At 35.1% G+C, this 17,696-nt stretch carries 12 protein-coding genes and 8 tRNA genes; 2 read left to right on the top strand and 18 right to left on the bottom strand.

Annotated features, from left to right (window positions below):
• Positions 1-437: 437 nt before the first annotated feature.
• From nusG to AC59HC_RS08415, 11 genes are all read right to left on the bottom strand, one after another.
• Positions 438-980: a transcription termination/antitermination protein NusG gene (gene nusG, locus AC59HC_RS08465; RefSeq protein WP_002976412.1), complete on the bottom strand. Its 543-nt coding sequence runs from the start codon at positions 978-980 to the stop codon at positions 438-440.
• 19 nt (positions 981-999) lie between these two features.
• On the bottom strand, positions 1,000-1,206 hold the full coding sequence (gene secE, locus AC59HC_RS08460; RefSeq protein ID WP_002976410.1) for a preprotein translocase subunit SecE: 207 nt from the start codon (positions 1,204-1,206) through the stop codon (positions 1,000-1,002).
• 12 nt (positions 1,207-1,218) lie between these two features.
• Positions 1,219-1,289, bottom strand: a tRNA-Trp gene (locus AC59HC_RS08455).
• Between the two features lie 64 nt (positions 1,290-1,353).
• Positions 1,354-2,541: an elongation factor Tu gene (gene tuf / locus AC59HC_RS08450; RefSeq protein ID WP_110008219.1), complete on the bottom strand. Its 1,188-nt coding sequence runs from the start codon at positions 2,539-2,541 to the stop codon at positions 1,354-1,356.
• A 260-nt stretch (positions 2,542-2,801) separates the two neighbouring features.
• A complete protein-coding gene (locus AC59HC_RS08445) occupies positions 2,802-3,908 on the bottom strand; it encodes an HTTM domain-containing protein (RefSeq protein WP_482399657.1) in 1,107 nt (368 codons plus the stop codon).
• A 2-nt stretch (positions 3,909-3,910) separates the two neighbouring features.
• The gene (locus tag AC59HC_RS08440) at positions 3,911-4,477 is read right to left on the bottom strand and encodes a hypothetical protein (protein ID WP_146207822.1); all 567 of its coding nucleotides are present in this window, start codon (positions 4,475-4,477) and stop codon (positions 3,911-3,913) included.
• Between the two features lie 161 nt (positions 4,478-4,638).
• Positions 4,639-7,737 carry an efflux RND transporter permease subunit gene (locus AC59HC_RS08435; RefSeq protein WP_496558427.1) on the bottom strand — a complete coding sequence of 1,033 codons (3,099 nt, stop codon included), beginning with the start codon at positions 7,735-7,737 and terminating at the stop codon, positions 4,639-4,641.
• A 69-nt stretch (positions 7,738-7,806) separates the two neighbouring features.
• Positions 7,807-8,892, bottom strand: a complete 1,086-nt coding sequence (locus AC59HC_RS08430; RefSeq protein WP_496558426.1) for an efflux RND transporter periplasmic adaptor subunit — start codon at positions 8,890-8,892, stop codon at positions 7,807-7,809.
• Between the two features lie 3 nt (positions 8,893-8,895).
• Positions 8,896-10,137, bottom strand: a complete 1,242-nt coding sequence (locus AC59HC_RS08425; protein WP_110008225.1) for a TolC family protein — start codon at positions 10,135-10,137, stop codon at positions 8,896-8,898.
• Positions 10,138-10,350: 213 nt separating this feature from the next.
• Positions 10,351-11,715 carry a sensor histidine kinase gene (locus tag AC59HC_RS08420; RefSeq protein WP_496558425.1) on the bottom strand — a complete coding sequence of 455 codons (1,365 nt, stop codon included), beginning with the start codon at positions 11,713-11,715 and terminating at the stop codon, positions 10,351-10,353.
• Positions 11,716-12,396, bottom strand: a complete 681-nt coding sequence (locus AC59HC_RS08415) for a response regulator transcription factor (RefSeq protein ID WP_137905192.1) — start codon at positions 12,394-12,396, stop codon at positions 11,716-11,718. It lies immediately after the preceding gene.
• A gap of 642 nt (positions 12,397-13,038) precedes the next feature.
• Here AC59HC_RS08415 and AC59HC_RS08410 point away from each other — a divergent pair.
• Complete coding sequence (locus AC59HC_RS08410) at positions 13,039-13,803, top strand: GLPGLI family protein (protein ID WP_411413377.1); 765 nt, start codon at positions 13,039-13,041, stop codon at positions 13,801-13,803.
• Positions 13,804-13,874: 71 nt separating this feature from the next.
• Complete coding sequence (locus tag AC59HC_RS08405; protein WP_343644019.1) at positions 13,875-16,472, top strand: carboxypeptidase-like regulatory domain-containing protein; 2,598 nt, start codon at positions 13,875-13,877, stop codon at positions 16,470-16,472.
• Positions 16,473-16,785: 313 nt separating this feature from the next.
• On the opposite strand, the gene AC59HC_RS08400 is transcribed toward AC59HC_RS08405, so the two are convergent.
• The 7 genes from AC59HC_RS08400 to AC59HC_RS08370 all read right to left on the bottom strand — a co-directional run bounded on the left by AC59HC_RS08400 (position 16,786) and on the right by AC59HC_RS08370 (position 17,659).
• A tRNA-Thr gene (locus AC59HC_RS08400) sits at positions 16,786-16,857 on the bottom strand.
• Positions 16,858-16,898: 41 nt separating this feature from the next.
• A tRNA-Gly gene (locus AC59HC_RS08395) sits at positions 16,899-16,971 on the bottom strand.
• Positions 16,972-17,059: 88 nt separating this feature from the next.
• Positions 17,060-17,140 (bottom strand) — tRNA-Tyr (locus tag AC59HC_RS08390).
• Between the two features lie 20 nt (positions 17,141-17,160).
• A tRNA-Thr gene (locus AC59HC_RS08385) sits at positions 17,161-17,234 on the bottom strand.
• 89 nt (positions 17,235-17,323) lie between these two features.
• Positions 17,324-17,396, bottom strand: a tRNA-Gly gene (locus AC59HC_RS08380).
• 88 nt (positions 17,397-17,484) lie between these two features.
• A tRNA-Tyr gene (locus AC59HC_RS08375) sits at positions 17,485-17,565 on the bottom strand.
• 20 nt (positions 17,566-17,585) lie between these two features.
• Positions 17,586-17,659 (bottom strand) — tRNA-Thr (locus tag AC59HC_RS08370).
• Between the last annotated feature and the right edge of the window lie 37 nt (positions 17,660-17,696).

Below are 17,696 nucleotides of genomic sequence, written 5' to 3'. Positions count from 1 at the left end.
TCCATACCTCTGTAACCAGTGTATGAAATAAAAAGAATAAAATTTTGTGGATTAGCTAACAGCTTGGTTGCAAGAAGCATGCCATATGAAAGTGAATTAAGGAACTAAAAGGAACTTGATCCATAAAAAACAAAAATTATCACGTAACGGGGATAATTTAATTAAAGTAAACTTCTTTATAGAAGTAGCCAACAGACTTATGAAATTTGAAAATCAACATAATAATTTTAACAAACTTAAAAAAACTCTAGCTAGAGTGAAAAAAAATATAAAGATTCAATTTCAATATTTCATTATGAATTAATACAGATGCACAATTATTTATCGAAAAATAACTGAGAAGCATCGCCAGAGGCTATTGTTACAATATATTGAAATGGTATCAACGAAAAAAGACCACTTTAAAAGCAGTCTTTTTATATTTTATAAGTAATGTATTATACTTTTTCTACTTGCATGTAGCTCAGCTCCATCGGAGTTTTTCTACCGAAGATCAATACAGAAACTTCAATTTTCTTTTTGTCTTCAAGAATCTTCTCAACTGTACCATTGAATCCGTTGAAAGGTCCGTCGATTACTTTAACGTTTTCACCTACTACATAAGGAATTTCAACATCGCTTGCAAATTCTGAAAGTTCATCCATTCTTCCAAGCATTCTGTTTACCTCTGATTTTCTCATTGGAACAGGATCACCTCCTTTTGTTAAACTTAAGAAAGAAATAACTCCCGGGATATTTTTAATAACGTGAGGAATCTCTCCCATCAGGTCAGCTTCAATCATCAGGTAGCCAGGATAGTAAGGTCTCTCTTTAGGAACTTTTTTACCGTTTCTAATCTGGATCACCTTTTCCATAGGAATAACCACTTGAGTAACGTACTGCTCAAATCCTAAACGTTTGATTTCTGTCTCAATATAGTTTTTCACTTTATTTTCCTGTCCGCTGATTGCTTTCAGCACATACCATTTCAATTCGCTCATTATGGAAAATACTTAATTATTAATTGAACAAGTTGATTAGCATTCCTATTATGTTGCTGATTGCTTTTGAAAACAATTCATCAACTCCAAAGGTAAATAAAGCCAGAATAACTGTCGCAATAGTCACTACAATTGTAGAAGACTGAAGGTCAGCCCATTTTGGCCATTCAACTTTATGTCTGAATTCGTTATAAGAACCTTTTAAAAAATCGACAAATGAACTCATAATTTATATTTGCACGGGCACAAGGATTCGAACCCTGATCAACGGTTTTGGAGACCGGTATCCTACCATTGGACGATGCCCGTAGTTAAAAAAAGCTCCGTAAAGAGTGTTCCTTACGGAAGCTTTTTATATTGTTTTAGATGTGGATTAGTCGATGATTTCAGTTACCTGACCTGCACCTACTGTTCTACCACCTTCTCTGATCGCGAATCTAAGACCCTCGTTAAGAGCGATTGGCTGAAGTAATTCAACAGTGATTGTTAAGTTATCACCAGGCATTACCATTTCTACACCTTCTGGTAAGAAGATCTCACCTGTAACGTCAGTAGTTCTTACGTAGAACTGAGGACGGTATTTGTTGTGGAATGGAGTGTGACGTCCACCTTCTTCTTTAGAAAGGATATAAACCTCAGCTTTGAATTTTTTGTGTGGCTTAACTGAATCTTTCTTAGCGATAACCATACCTCTCTTGATGTCAGTTTTTTCAATACCTCTCAACAATAGACCTACGTTATCACCAGCTTCACCTCTGTCTAGGATTTTTCTGAACATCTCAACCCCTGTAATAGTAGAAGTTAATTTTTCATCACCCATACCTACGATATCAACTGGATCACCAGTGTTGATAACACCAGCCTCGATTCTACCAGTTGCTACAGTACCTCTACCTGTAATAGAGAATACGTCTTCGATTGGCATTAAGAATGCTTTATCCTGATCTCTAACAGGCTGCTCGATCCAAGTATCAACTGCATCCATTAATTCTTCAACAGTCTTAACCCACTTCTCGTCTCCGTTAAGAGCTCCAAGAGCAGATCCCTGGATTACTGGAGAGTTATCTCCGTCATATTCGTAAGTAGATAATAAATCTCTAAGTTCAAGTTCAACAAGCTCTAAAAGCTCAGCATCATCCACCATGTCAACTTTGTTCATGAAAACAACGATTCTTGGTACGTTTACCTGACGGCAAAGTAGGATGTGCTCTCTAGTTTGAGGCATTGGTCCATCAGTTGCAGCACATACTAAGATAGCTCCATCCATCTGAGCAGCACCAGTTACCATGTTCTTAACATAGTCGGCGTGACCTGGACAGTCAACGTGTGCATAGTGTCTGTTTTCAGTTTCGTACTCGATGTGAGCTGTATTAATAGTGATACCTCTTTCTTTTTCTTCTGGAGCAGAGTCAATAGAAGAGAAATCTTTCTTCTCAGCAAGACCCTTGTTAGCTAATACACTACTGATAGCTGCAGTAAGTGTAGTTTTACCATGGTCAACGTGACCAATAGTACCAATGTTCAAGTGTGGTTTGTTACGATTAAACGTTTCCTTTGCCATGATTTAAAATTATTTATTTATTGTTTTTCAAATTTTCGGTGTGCAAATATAATGAATTTTTAAATACCAAAAACTTTTTATTAAAAAAACTTTCAATATTATCATCCAGTGAAGGACAAACCTTATATTTCAACGTATTGAGACTGCAAATTTACACATTTTTCCGGATTGAAAAAATCTTTCTGAAACCTTTTATGAAAAAGCCTGAAACCCAATATAAAAAATAAGTTTCAGAAAGCAGCATTCACTCTTAGCTGTATTTATTTCAGAATATTATTCCGATCAGTCTTCCTTAATGACCGAATCAATAGATACAATGAAAATAAAAACGCACTTCCCAGCACAATAAGAGGTGTGGAAAGTTTGCAGAATGCAATAAGGGAGAAGAAACCGTTTATCACAGACCCCATTGTATTAATATTAAAAATTTTCAGTACTAAAAGGTACAGGATCACTACTGCAATAGCTGCTTTCCTATATTCCGGATTAAATATTCTGAGCATCCCATTCTTTATCCGGTTTCTGAAACCTGACGGCAGAAGCCATGCCGGAATAAAAAGACTGTAAAGTCCTATGGAATTCATAAAAGATATATTCAGCATCAATAATACATTAAGGTGAAAGAAAATAGTTACCAGCAACATATACCTGAAAAATTTCGGGGACATGAACGCTACAATAAAAACCATTTCAAAAATAACAGTAAAATAATCCAGGGCTTCCCAGAATATTTTAGAATTAATTCCTTCATAAAAATCCGAAAGCAGATCGTTCCACCCTATAATAAACCTATATTGCGTAAAAAATATCTGAGTATACTGAGTTTCAGTGCTTAGCCAGCCTCCCAGAATTTTAGAAAACCCGGCAGTAAACATTCCGAAGCTGAAAATCAAACTTATCATAAACAGAGGCCACGATTTTGCCAGCTCATCCGTTTCTTTTACGGGCTCAGGAAAGAAGCTAAAGGTTTTGTTCCAGGGAGAGAATGCCATTATCATGATCGGAAGTGTATAAATAAAATCGTGATTCACTTTTCCAAACGAATAGGCATAATTATTCGTCAGTACATACAGGATCATATACAATATTGCAAATATTCTAGGTTTATATCCTATCAGTATCAACAATAAACATGCGTAGATCATATATCTGCAAAGTACAAAAAATGCTTCAGAAGGGACAATATCAGTGAAAGACAGGATGCTGATAGGCGGATGCATAGCACTGTTAGGAATAGAATGGATCCAGCTGTTATCTGCTACTCCCGACCATAACAGAAACATGGAAAAGAATATCCTGTAAAATGCCAGGAACTCATAGCTGGGACGGTAAGAAACAAAGGGAAGTTCTTTTAGTTTATTCATCATTATTAGTTTAAAAAACGATAACTCAGTACAGTATCATACACTGATTTCTGGGTCATTTTTCTTGTGGTTATATCAAAATCTTTAGTTTCATTGATCACCTGTATAGCGGCGACTTTTTTACCGGGAAATCTTTTCTCCAGTCTGTTTACAATGAATTTTTTACTTTCTTCCATATCCACTTTTTTAATGTTCCGGTTAAGGATAGATTTTTTCAACAGGTAAAGCCTCTTTTTATAAGGAGGAAGGGAATTCACACGGCTGTCCAGAACCGGATATTTCCTTGGAAAAAGCAAATTCTGAATAAGGGTAATCTGTATGGTTCTCGGTATACTTTCTCCCAGGTAATCATTATTGACCAAAATACTGTCTGATCCGTCTTTAAAAAAGACATGGGAAGTGGTTTTGGTAAAATTAATATATTTTCCATCTTTTATGGGATAGGATGCAAATCCCGGAAAGTTAAATGAAGGATAGGTTTCTTCAATATTAATCTTAAAAACCAGTTGCAGAGGAAGCAAGACGATTAAAAAGCCAAACAAAAAAAGAACTCTTTTTTTGTAGCGTTTCATTTTGTGTTTTAACATTTGTGTATAAAGATGAGGGATTAATTATAAGATATCACTTGTTTATTTTTCTAATTGCCCAATTTAATTATTTTATTTGAAATCAGACGACAAGAAATAAAAAAAATCGCCTTAGGAATTTCCAAAGGCGAAATATTATAACAAAATTAAATTGATTGCAGTTTTCTTGTTCTGTTGAAGATCCAGAAAATAATCGGGAAAATAAGCAGGGTAAGCACTGTAGCTGTAATCAGTCCTCCGATAATGACAATTGCGAGAGGTTTCTGAGACTCCGATCCGATTCCTGTAGACAAGGCAGCCGGCATAAGCCCGATGGAAGCCATCAATGCTGTCATAATGACAGGTCTTGTCCTGGATTTTACTCCATTTAATATAGCGGTATCGATATCCATTCCGTCTTTAACATTCTGGTGGAATTCTGTAATAAGGATTACCCCGTTCTGGATACAAATTCCCAGGAGAGCAATCATTCCTACTCCGGCAGAGATTCCAAAATTGATTCCGGTAACATGTAAAGCGATGATTCCTCCAATCAAAGCAAAAGGTACGTTCGCTAATACCAGAAGAGAATCTTTCATATTGCCGAACAGAATAAACAAGAGGAAGAAAATCATCAGAATACTCACCGGTACTACCTGCGCCAGTCTGTGTGAGGCACGCTGCTGGTTTTCAAACTGACCTGTCCATCCTATTGAATAACCGTCCGGAAGTTCAATCGTTTCTGCTTTTTTCTGTGCATCCGCAATCGTACTTCCCAAATCCCGGTCACGGATGGAGAATTTAACCCCGATGTATCGCTTGATATTGTCTCTGTAAATAAATGCGGCTCCGTTATCTTTAACAATGGTGCTTATTTCTTTTAAAGGAATCTTTGCTCCATCCTGTGTAGGAACCATCAAAGCAGCAATGTCATTTTCATTGGTTCTGTATTCCTGAGAATACCGAAGACGGATCGGGAACTTTCTTTCCCCATCAAACATTTCAGAGGCAGTTTTTCCACCAAATGCCATTTCCAGCACAGCCTGAGCATCTGCGGGCATCACTCCATAAGCGGCCATTTTATCTCTGTCCAAAACCACGCTTACTTCCGGCTGGCCGATATTTTTAATAATTCCCGGATCCTTCACGCCTTGTACGTCTTTAATTTTAAGCAAAACTTCGTGGGCTAATTTGTCAAGGGTTTCCAGGTTATCACCATAGATTTTGATTCCGTTTTCAGCTTTAAAACCAGCCACTGCTTCTGCTACGTTATCGGAAATCGGCTGGGAGTAGTTGAACGTAATTCCCTGATAACTTCTGAGTTTTTTGTCTATTTCATTGATCAGTTCATCATAAGTAATTTTACGCTTCCATTCTTCTCTTGGCTTAAGATTTACCGCAAACTGTACAAATCCGAATCCGTTGGGATCTGTTCCATCATTACTTCTTCCCGTCTGGGCAAGCACATCTGTCACTTCTGAAAAGCTCATAATGTCCTTCTTTAAAAGATCAGCTGTTTTCAGAGATTCTTTTAATGAGGAGCTCATCGGCATTTCGGCTGTGATCCACAATGAACCTTCATTCAACTGAGGCAGGAACTCTGTTCCAAGGAATTTACCCGAAAACAGTGTAACAGCCAGAAAGGAAATCGCTACAATCATGCTCATCTTTTTATGTCTGAATGTTAAATTAAAGCCTTTCAAAACGATTCTGTCCCAGAAGTTCACAAACGGGTTGCTTTTTTCTCTTACATTTTTATTTAAAAGGATATGCGAAAGAACAGGAACAAGAGTTAATGTAAATATCAATGCTCCCATTAATGCAAACCCTAATGTAAATGCCAGAGGAGAAAACATTTTTCCTTCTACTTTCTGAAATGAGAAAATAGGAATCAAGGAAGTAATGATGATTAATTTTGAAAAGAAGATGGCTTTTCCCAGTCCTGTTCCGGTTTGCTTAATCCATCCTCCCTTGGCGAGTTTATTAAACTTCTCCGTCCCATACTTATGCGCTTTATGATCCAGCATTACGAAAAGGCCTTCCACCATGACGACGGCTCCATCTATGATAATCCCGAAGTCTACAGCACCTAACGAAAGTAGATTAGCACTCATCCCGGCCAGTTTTAAACATAAAAAAGCAAATAGCAAGGACAGAGGAATGATGATGGAAACAATCAGCGTAGTTCTCCAGTCTGCCATAAAGATCAAAACAATAACCGTTACCAGTACAATACCTTCAATAAGGTTATGCATTACGGTATGAGTGGTAAAATCCATCAGATTGTCACGATCGTAGAAAGTCACCATTTTAACATCTTTCGGAAGTACTTTCTCATTAAGCTCTTTAATTTTGGCCTTCACACCAACTAAAACTTCTCTCGGGTTCTCCCCTTTTCTCATAACAACGATTCCTTCTACCGTATCATCATGATGATTAAGAGCGGCCTGCCCTACTCTGGGCATGGAACTTTCATGAACTTCTGCAACATTTTTTACCAAAACAGGGTTTCCACTGTCATTCTGAATGGTAATATTTCCAATATCTGCAACAGATTTTACCAAACCTATACCTCTTACCACATAAGCCTGACCATTTTTTTCAATGACATCTCCTCCTACGTTCAGGTTACTTTTGGTGACAGCATCATATACCTGAAGCGGCGTAAGGTTGTATTTATCCAATGCCCTCGGATCGATACTCAGTTCAAAAACTTTATCCTGTCCTCCGAAAACATTGATATCCGCAACGCCGGGAACTCCTCTTAAAGCACGGTCTATTACCCAATTCTGCAAGGTAAGCAGCGCTCGGGAATCTTTTGTTTTACTTTCCAGCGTATATCTGAAAATCTCACCGGTTGGCCCGTAGGGTGGCTGTACTTCGGGATCTACCTCATCAGGAAGGCTAATGGTTCTTAACTGGTTATTGACCTGATTTCTGGCAAAAGTATCGTCCACCCCGTCGTCAAACAGAATTTTAACAATAGAAAGCCCAAACATGGTGGTACTTCTTACACTTGTTTTTTTCTGAACCGGGCTCATTGCCAATTCAATGGGAGTAGTAACAAAACGTTCTACTTCTTCTGCACTACGCCCATTCCATTGGGTAATGATGACAATCTGGGTATTGGTTACATCCGGAAAAGCTTCAATAGGCATATTTTTGAAACTGATAAAGCCGGAGATGGCTAAAATCGCTACCCAGATAAAGGTAAATGCTTTATTTTTTAATGAAAAAGCAATTATATTTTTTATGAATTTATTCATGATAGATACATTGATGACCTAAAAAAGCCGTTAAAGAAAAATGTCAGTATTCTTAATGGTTTAATAAGACTAGCTGTTCAGTGAACGGTAGATCAGCAGCTGGTTGTTGATAATTACTTCTTCTCCTTCTTTCAGACCGTCTGCAATATAGGTGACATCACCAACCTGCTTTAATACTTTGATTTCCCTGATCTTCACATCTGTCCTGGATTTAAAAATCACTACGAAGCTTTTATTATCATCAAAAATCACTGCTTTGGAGGGAACGGTAAGTGTAGAGTTGCTTTCCAGGCTGGTAACTTTTATCGTGGCTTTACTCTCTGGGATCAAAAGTCCGTTGGCATTGTCCAATACGACTCTTGCCTGCATGGCATTGGTCTGCGGATCAATAATCTTGAAAATTTTATCAATTTTCCCATCAAAAACTTTGTCCGGATAAGATAGAGTAGATACCTGAGCTTTCATTCCCAAACTAATTTTATCAATATCAGATTCATTGACATTCATAATGGCCCATACATTGGTGGTGTTGGCCACATCAAAAATATTATCACTTCTGTCACTTCTCAGCTGCATATCTTTATTGATACTTTTCTGAACAATATAACCGCTGATAGGTGCTACCACACTGTATATATTTCCGGTTTTCACATTATAAACCGTACTTACTGCGGCAGCTCTCTGTAACTGATCTTCGGCTTTTTGCAACTGGCTTTTAGCTTCCAGTACATCTCTTTCCGTATTAAGCTTTCCTTCGTAGAGTTCTTTTGCAACACGGAGGTTATTTTTGGCCACTACCAGATCTGTTTTTGCATCACTTACATCCTTCTGAATTTCTGCAAGCTCAGTACTTCTGATGGTTGCCAGTACCTGCCCTTTTTTCACATAGTCACCCAATTCTACATTGACGCTCATCACATTTCCTCCAACCAATGGGTATACATCTATATAGCTGTTTTTGTCTGCGGAGATTTTTCCGTAAAAACTGTATTCGTCTTCTATATTTCTTTTTTCAACCTTTGCCAGGGAAATAGAGTTCAGCATTGTATTGCTGAGTTCAAACCCTTTTTTGGTGTGGATATTTTTCTCTTCCTCTTTTTTTGAACAGGCTATTAATGAAAGAACCATCAATACGGGAATAATATATGTTTTCATGATTTAATAGAAGATTTTCGTTTGCACTAGTTGATTAAGTTGTTCTGCCGACTGCATGATCTCATTTTTCATATCGTAGATCTGAAGGGCTGTTTCCCTGTAGCTGTCCATAAAGTCTGTGAATTCAATCAGGTTAACATTTCCCTTTCTGAAATTGTTCAGCATTCCGTTATAAACAAGCTCCATATTCTGAAGATCTGTCGTTTTCACATCCTGCAGCTGATCATATTGTGCTTTCCAGGTTTTGTATGCAGACTGAACTTTAGTTTCCAGAGTCAGCTTTTGAAAGTCTGCATTTTTCTGGTTTTGTTGAATCGCATAATTTGCTTTTATCACATTCCCCTGGTTGGCTTTCCATAAAGGCAAAGGAATTCCCAGCGTAAGATTAGCTTCGTTATTAAAAGTTCCTCCCGCCTGATCCCATGCAGCTCCTACCGTAACATCAGGAACATTCAGTGATTTCTGCCATTGTGCATACAGCTTACTGTTATCAATAAGCTTCAGATTATACCGGTAATCTGCATTATTTTCCAGGGCTTTACCTTTCAACTCTTCTTCATTACCGAAAGGCTGTGCTGCCAAAGCTTCTTTAGCTTCGGTTTCGGACATCGTTGGCTCTATTTCTTCTGAAACTCCTGTCAGAACTTTCAGATTCTGTTCAAAATCAAGAATATTTTTGTTGATCTCCAGCTTATCATGATTAAGTTGGATAACTATGCTCTGTAATCTGACAGCATCTTTAAGAGAAACATTTCCTTTGGAAGACTGCACACGGTAAGCATCTAAGAGATCATTCATATATCCCAGCTGCCTGTTGGTGTTTTCCAGTTTTAGTTTTTCATAATAAAGATTGAAATAAGCAGAACGAAGCTGATATCGTAAATCTACCAGCAATTGGGAAAACTGAAGCTGGGCCAGTTCTTTATTGGACCTGGCAAAAGCAATTTCATTTTTCTTTTTGCCACCCATATAAATCAATTGAGTAATACCTGCTCCCTTAGAATGTCCTACATCAAAAAACTTTTTGTCCTGCGGATTGTAAGCATTGAACTGTCCGCTTAATTGAGGTAATTCCCAGATTTTAGCCTGCAGAATATCCGCATCAGCCATATTGATATTGTATTGTTCGGCGAGCAGCTGGAGGTTGTTCTTCTGAAACGCTTCTTCGCATTCCAAAAGAGACATCTGCTGTTGTGCCGCCATGAATGAGGAAACGGCGAGGCACAGCACTGCAATTCTGTTCATTATTTTTATTTTTAAATTACAAAATTGCTTTGATGCGATTAAAAGAAACTTAAATGACGCTTAAAAAAATATTAAAATAGGCTTGAGCAGGCCGTTTATCCAATAAATCACCAGATAAAACAAGTGAATTTTTCTCTAATTATTGAATTTTTATTAAAAAATCAATCGTAGGTTTAACAAAAAAACAACTGTTTTATATCAGTTGTTTTTCATTTATTTTTTAAAACTTAGGGTAAACTTATTGATGAAATCTGCTGGTGAAGAGTATAGAATGTCTGCATCATGATATTCCAGAATCCTTTTGACAATTCTAAGACCTAAACCAGAGCCTGCTATATTCTGTGCATTGTTTCCTCTTGTGAACGCTTCAAAAAGTTTAGTCTGCTCATCTTCAGAAATCGTGTTACCATGGGAAATTACTTCAACAGAAAGATTATCATTGGTTTCAGTAATCAGGACTTTCACCTCCGTATTGTCTGAATACACAGCAGCGTTTTTAAACAGGTTGATAAAGACAATCACCAATAATGACTGAATTCCCTTGATGGTTAAGAATGCATTTTCAAAACTATTTTCATTGATCAGAAAATCCAGTTTCAGTTGTGGATAACTTTTCTCTACAGCTTCAAAAGCTTCAAAAATAACTTCATCAATTCTTACTTCCTCATAAATACTCTGGATATTTTCTTTATCAAATTTTGTCAGCAGCAAAAGCGAGTTGGTCAGATCGGACAGTTGATATACATCTCTCTGGATTTGCTTTAAAGATGATAATGTCTCCGGAGAATGTTCTTCAAACTTAATCAGGTTTTCCAGTTGAAAGGCCATTCTTGTTATTGGGGTTCTGATCTCATGCGAAGCACTGGCAGTAAAATCTTTTTGGGACTGAAATACATCATCCAGCCTTCCAATCATTGTATTAAAGGATTTTGCCAGAACGCTTACTTCATCATTGGATTGCTCTACCGGAATCTGCGTGGTGAGTTTATGAGCCGTAACTTCAGAGATTTCTTTGTTCAGGTCTTCCAGAGGTCGGAGAAATTTTTCGACAAAATAATAACTGAAAAAACCGATGAGCATAGTACTCATCACATACGCTGTTATCAAAAGATATTTAAGATAACCTAATTTGGATTTTCCATTGGTATCAAAGGCACTTGTAAGGATATAGTAATTTTCACCGTTGATATTCCTGAGCGCAGCGTAGATTTCCGGGACGGTTTTTTCAGTATAGATAATCTTCTTTTTATCCAGCTCTTTAAGCATGGCACTGTCCCAAATGACATTCCGGTCTTTAATCGTGCTGTAGATGAGTTCTTTTTTTTCGTTGAAAATTAAAATCTTTTCATTCAAAAGGATATTATCTGAATTTTCATTGAAAAAAACTGGTGCTTCTTCTTCAAAGTCTTTGGATTTTGAAATGAAATGAGAAGTAAACTCAAGCCTCTGCCTGAATCTTTCTTTAAACTCATCTCTTCTGAAATCATTAAACGATAAATAAATGACTGCCATCACCATCCCAAATAATAATGAAAAGGCGATACTGATCGTTAGGGCTATCTTTCTCTTTAAAGACATTTATAATGGACTTAGGTAGTATCCGAAACCTGAACGGGTGTGGATCAGTTTTATTTTAAAATCTTTATCAATCTTTTTCCTCAGAAAATTGATATAAACTTCTACGGTATTGGTATTCGTATTAAAATTGTGTTCCCATACATGTTCTGTAATCTGTTGTTTGGAAACCGTTCTTCCCTGCGCTTCCGCAAGATAAACCAACAGCTGGAATTCTTTTAATGTAAGTGTTATTTCATTTCCTCCACGATAGACCTTCTGTTCTGTTTTATTGATAATAAGGTCGTCAACTCTTAGAATATCCTGATCTGAATTATCAGAAGGTGCCTTTCTTCTCAACAGCGAATTGATTCTTAGCAGAAGTTCTTCAAACTGAAAAGGTTTTACCAGATAATCATCGGCCAGTCTTGTGAAAGCATCTTTTTTATCAGAGATATCCCCATAAGCAGAGATGATAATGATGGGGGTATTTTTGTCAAAAGAGCGGATCGTCTGGCAGACATCAAGTCCATTTATCTTAGGAACATTAATATCGAGTAAATACAGATCATAACTACTGTTTTTTATCTGGCGGAGAAAAGTTTCCCCGTCATAGATTTTATCACAATTAAAATTATTTGATTCTAAAAATCTGCACAATTCTGCAGACAGAATGAGATCATCTTCCAGTAAAAGAATATTCATCAAAAATTTATTTTACACGAATTTAACGAAAATTTTATGATTGTGATTGTAAAGATGAAGTAAAAATTGGATCGACCTACAATATATTAAGCCCAACAGTTGGAGCTCCGTTGGAAGCGTTTGAATAAAATTAAAGAATTTTATGAAGCGAAAAACCTTTTTCACTTAGTATGTATTCTATATATTAAAGAAGTTTTAGAAAATGAAGATTCCCGCAATAGTGATTAAAAAAATATTTGTATACTTGTAAAGATCAACATATTAAAAACTAACAATTTAATATAAAAAAAAAACATTATGAAAAAAATCTATTTGCAGCACTTTTAGTTGCTGGAACAACTTTAGGGTTCGCTAAAGAAGTAAAAACAGAAGGTAATAAACCCAACGAAAAATCTTTTGCTACAAAAATTTTAAAGAAGGATTCTAAATTTCCCCTTCACGTCTTTTATTATTATACGACTTCTAATCCAGATGGAACAATAGATATGCATGTTGTTGATATGTGGATAGATGTTCCTATGTAGACAAAAATAGAGACTCTCGGAGAATATCAAAAATACTATATTACAAAAATGTAAGATAGGAGTCTAAAGAGAGTTTTTCGGATAGTCTCCTCTATTTTTTAATTAAAATTAATATAAAATGAAGATTTTATTTTCTATATGCTTTAGCTTGCTGTGTTCATTTGGATTTGCCCAAAATTCTGTTGAAAATAATACTCAGAAAGGAAATTTGATAAACAGTGTTTTTTATGAAGAATTACCAATTACTAATTTGGATGACTTAAAAGATATTCCAAAACAGTATCAGGAAATGATAAAAACAAGCAAACAAATTCCTAAATATTATGAACTATTATTTAATGGATCCGAAGCTTTGTATAAAAAGGAAGAGAAAAAGAGAGAAAACCCAGAGGATTTGAACACTGGAAATATGCAAATGAAAGAAACGGTAATTAAATTTGGTGGAATTGCTGAAATGTACAAAAACTTTAAAACAAAAACTTCAGTATCTTCAAGAACTATATTAGACAAAGAATTTTTAGTTTCAGAAAATCTTCAAAAAATTAATTGGGAATTAATTAATGAAACAAAAACAATAGGCAGTATTGACTGTAGAAAAGCACAAGCAAAAATAGGAGGAGATTTGATAGAGGCTTGGTATGCTCCCGGCATTCCTACTATGGCTGGACCAAGTATTTATTGGGGATTACCCGGGCTCATTGTAGAAGTTAGAAATAAGACACAACATTATTTAGCAATTCAAATCAAAGAGAATATAGCTGGTACGATAACAATACCAACAAAAGGTGAAAAAATAAGCCCTCAAGAGTTTCAAAAAAAGGTAATACAACATGCTGAAGATTATAAAAAAACAATGCCTCCAATGACTTTCGGCAGAAATTAGGAATCAAATTAAATATTCAAAATCTCCATAAAGTTTATGGAGATTAATTTTTGTAAAAGCTTTTAAATCATATGAAGAGTTCTATTTTTCTTATTTTCTGTTTTCCTGTTTTCTTTTTTTCTCAGATAAAAGTTAATGGAAAAATTTTAAATAAAAATCATAATCCTGTGGAAGATGCTATTGTTCAGATATTAGACAATAACGGAAAAACACTTTCTTTTCAAAACTCTGATTCAAATGGTAATTTCACTTTTCAGGTTAACAAAGAGCCCTCTTATACATTAGAGGTTAATAAAATACTTTTCGAACCTCTAAAAAGGAACATTACTATAAGCAATGATCAAAAATCAGTAGAATTAGAAATAATTCTTTCAGAAAAAATAAATCAGGTTGAGGAAGTTAAGATTATCGGACAGGCTTCAGCTTTAAAGCAAAGCGGTGATACTATATCCTATAAAACAAAATACTTTACAACGGGTTCGGAACATAACCTTAAAGATATTCTTAATAAACTTCCAGGGTTTGAAGTAGGAAATGATGGGCAAATCAAAATAGGAGGAAAAAAAGTAGATAACCTTCTTGTAGATGGAAAGGACTTTTTTGGTGATAATCATCAACTTGCCACTGAAAATTTAGATGCAGATATGATTGATGATATTGCAGTTATCAATCATTATTCAGATAATGCGAAAATAAAGGACTTGGAACCTTCGGATAAAACAGCCATAAATATTGGAATCAAAAAAGAATATAAAGGTAAAATAACGGGAAATACTACTTTAATCTCTGCATATGAAGGACGCTACAAAGCCGGAGTAAACTTGTTTAAATTTGATAAAACTACAAACATGAGCTTTATAGGAAATTCAAACAATATAAATGATGAAGTAATTACATTTGATCAATACTTTCAAATGATTATTTCTTCTAAAAATGATTTTGTAAGCAAACGCAATGTTGGCAACACAGATTTTATAATGCCAACAACTCTTATTAGTGATGACAGGATGACGAAAAAATATAACAATTTTGGAGCATTGAATCTCACTTCTTATCTCTCAAAAAAGACAAAACTTAACATATACAGTATCTTTAATAATGTTAACCAAAATAAAAACATCCTAAATAATACGCTTTTTTTCGACCAAAATTCAAGTTACAGCACTACTGAAAATATAAAAACAAAAGAGCAATTATTTTTTAACCGAACAAGAGCCAATTTGGACTATTTAGTCTCAGATAACAGTCTACTTACATATAGTTTAGCATTTGATCCATACAGTGGAAAAAAAGACGTTCAAATAGATCAAACTTTTGGTAATATAGAAAATAGAATTGACGAAAAAGTACATGATACCCCTTATACGCTATCTCAACAATTAAGCTATACTTCTAAATTATCTCCAACAAAGCTTTTGGCTTTGTATATTTTCAATGACATTAATTACCAACAAAATAACTTTCAGTTAGATAACTTCCCCAATGTTTTAAATTTAGATTCTCCGTTACTACAGGATAAAAAATATAATCAGGAAACTTATGGACTTTTGAGTACTTATACCTTTAAGCCCAAAAAACTGATTTATTATATAGGATTAGGATATTCTTTAACTCAAGATAGTTTTTTATCTTCAATCGAAAACTCTCAATATTCAAATAACAATAAAATCAGTAGAAATTTCTTCAATACTGAATTTAGTATTTATAAGCGTAAAGGTTTTTTTCAATTTTCTTTACAGAATACACTTTTATACTATACTTCTTTGAACAGGCTTTTATACTTGCCAAAAGCCAATGTAAAATTTCAGTTAAATCAATTATCTGAACTTAATTTATCTTATCAGGTAAAGAATGATTTTGCAAATACTAATCAGACTTTTATACAACCCATACTGGATGATTATAACAGAATTCTGCAAAATAACATCTTGGATTTAGGACTTCCTATGCGAAGTCATAATTTCAGCGTTTATTTAAGATATTTCAATTTGTTTTCAGGTACTATATTAAATCTAAGTTTCAATTATACTAAAAATGAAAAATCAATTATAACCGCTAGCCAATTGCTTCCACAATATATTGTAATAAGCCAAGTTCTTAACTCAACACCTACACAAAACTGGTTTACAAATATTAATTTAGATAAGAAAGTTAGTTTCCTTAAAGCTAAAATAAAATTAAATGGGTCTTATTCACACTCAAATTCAATAAATATAATAGATCAAATAGAAAATCCTATTACTTCACAAAATATCATTTTAAAAGCAAGTTTAATGAGTGTTTTTAAAAATGGAATTTTTAATTATGAAATAGGAGTTTCTAAACAAAAAAATATAAGTAGCTATACAAATTTAAATAAAAAAATATCTAATGATAGAACTGAACTATTTGCAGATTTTGATGGTATTATTAATAAACATTTTAAATACTACTTCCGAAATCACTATAATATTTATATCTCTGAACAAAAACAGCATTTTTTAAAGACCGATTTTGAAATTTCTTATGATTATAGTAAAAAATGGGAATATAGTGTCATTGGAAATGATATTTTAAATTTTAATAAAACTCAAATTATCTTATCTACACTACAAAATGTAACTCTTCAAACAAGTATTATTCAAAGATTACCTGGATATATTGGCGTAAAAGTAAAATATAACTTATAAAACTCCTACAATATTACTTATCTATTGTAATTTAGCCCTGAGTCAGGGCTATTTTAATGACACTATACCCAGTGTATAAGTTCAAAATTAATTTCACCGCTTTATAGTGTGAACTTCCCATTTTGTAAAGTTCAAAGACAATATTAAACACTTACCTTTTTTATATGTAAGAACCAAAATACTTCAGAACATATAAATCTTCCGTGATTCTTTTAGAACTCAGCAAAATCCTGTTTCATGCGGTTCCTTTTGCAATGAGATTCCATCTAAAATTAGGGCATAAAAAATCCCGAAGAAATTCGGGAAAATTAAGAGCCAACTACGGGACTTGAACCCGTGACCTCTTCCTTACCAAGGAAGCACTCTACCGCTGAGCTAAGTCGGCATCAACTAAAAAAATCACACTAAGTAGCGTGATTTTCGTTGAGCGGAAGACGGGGGTCGAACCCGCGACATTCAGCTTGGAAGGCTGACGCTCTACCAACTGAGCTACTTCCGCAATTTTGTTTCCAAAACTATTGGTAAACGCTGTGCAAAACTAAGAAAACTTATTTAATCTTGCAAGTTTTTTTTATAAAAATATAAAGTGGGGAGAGCAGGATTCGAACCTACGAAGCCGAAGCAACTGAGTTACAGTCAGTCCCATTTAGCCACTCTGGAATCTCCCCAGATATTTTATATTAAAATGAGCCTCCAGAGGGATTCGAACCCACGACCCCGAGATTACAAATCACGTGCTCTGGCCAACTGAGCTATGGAGGCATTTTAATAAAGGACTGAAACTGATCGAGAAACTCTACTCTACACATTCCAGTGTTAAAAAAATCACTCTTAATTGTGTGATTCTATTGAGCGGAAGACGGGGGTCGAACCCGCGACATTCAGCTTGGAAGGCTGACGCTCTACCAACTGAGCTACTTCCGCAATTTTGTTTCCAAAACTATTGGTAAACGCTGTGCAAAACTAAGAAAACTTATTTAATCTTGCAAGTTTTTTTTATAAAAATATAAAGTGGGGAGAGCAGGATTCGAACCTACGAAGCCGAAGCAACTGAGTTACAGTCAGTCCCATTTAGCCACTCTGGAATCTCCCCAGATATTTTATATTAAAATGAGCCTCCAGAGGGATTCGAACCCACGACCCCGAGATTACAAATCACGTGCTCTGGCCAACTGAGCTATGGAGGCAAATATAAAAAAGAATTCAAAAGATCGCTGTTCCTTT

The sequence above is a fragment of the Chryseobacterium sp. DZ-32 genome, assembly GCF_059587025.1.
Note: the sequence above shows the minus strand (reverse complement) of the source record. Positions and strands in the feature narration are given on the sequence as shown.

Excerpts from the sequence above, each read along its gene's own strand:
- secE (WP_002976410.1), bottom strand. The coding sequence starts at position 1,206 with ATGAGTTCATTTGTCGATTTTTTAAAAGGTTCTTATAACGAATTCAGA.
- nusG (WP_002976412.1), bottom strand. The coding sequence starts at position 980 with ATGAGCGAATTGAAATGGTATGTGCTGAAAGCAATCAGCGGACAGGAA.
- AC59HC_RS08435 (WP_496558427.1), bottom strand. The coding sequence starts at position 7,737 with ATGAATAAATTCATAAAAAATATAATTGCTTTTTCATTAAAAAATAAA.
- tuf (WP_110008219.1), bottom strand. The coding sequence starts at position 2,541 with ATGGCAAAGGAAACGTTTAATCGTAACAAACCACACTTGAACATTGGT.
- AC59HC_RS08420 (WP_496558425.1), bottom strand. The coding sequence starts at position 11,715 with ATGTCTTTAAAGAGAAAGATAGCCCTAACGATCAGTATCGCCTTTTCA.
- AC59HC_RS08410 (WP_411413377.1), top strand. The coding sequence starts at position 13,039 with ATGAAGATTTTATTTTCTATATGCTTTAGCTTGCTGTGTTCATTTGGA.
- AC59HC_RS08445 (WP_482399657.1), bottom strand. The coding sequence starts at position 3,908 with ATGATGAATAAACTAAAAGAACTTCCCTTTGTTTCTTACCGTCCCAGC.
- AC59HC_RS08425 (WP_110008225.1), bottom strand. The coding sequence starts at position 10,137 with ATGAACAGAATTGCAGTGCTGTGCCTCGCCGTTTCCTCATTCATGGCG.
- AC59HC_RS08415 (WP_137905192.1), bottom strand. The coding sequence starts at position 12,396 with ATGAATATTCTTTTACTGGAAGATGATCTCATTCTGTCTGCAGAATTG.
- AC59HC_RS08430 (WP_496558426.1), bottom strand. The coding sequence starts at position 8,892 with ATGAAAACATATATTATTCCCGTATTGATGGTTCTTTCATTAATAGCC.
- AC59HC_RS08405 (WP_343644019.1), top strand. The coding sequence starts at position 13,875 with ATGAAGAGTTCTATTTTTCTTATTTTCTGTTTTCCTGTTTTCTTTTTT.
- AC59HC_RS08440 (WP_146207822.1), bottom strand. The coding sequence starts at position 4,477 with ATGAAACGCTACAAAAAAAGAGTTCTTTTTTTGTTTGGCTTTTTAATC.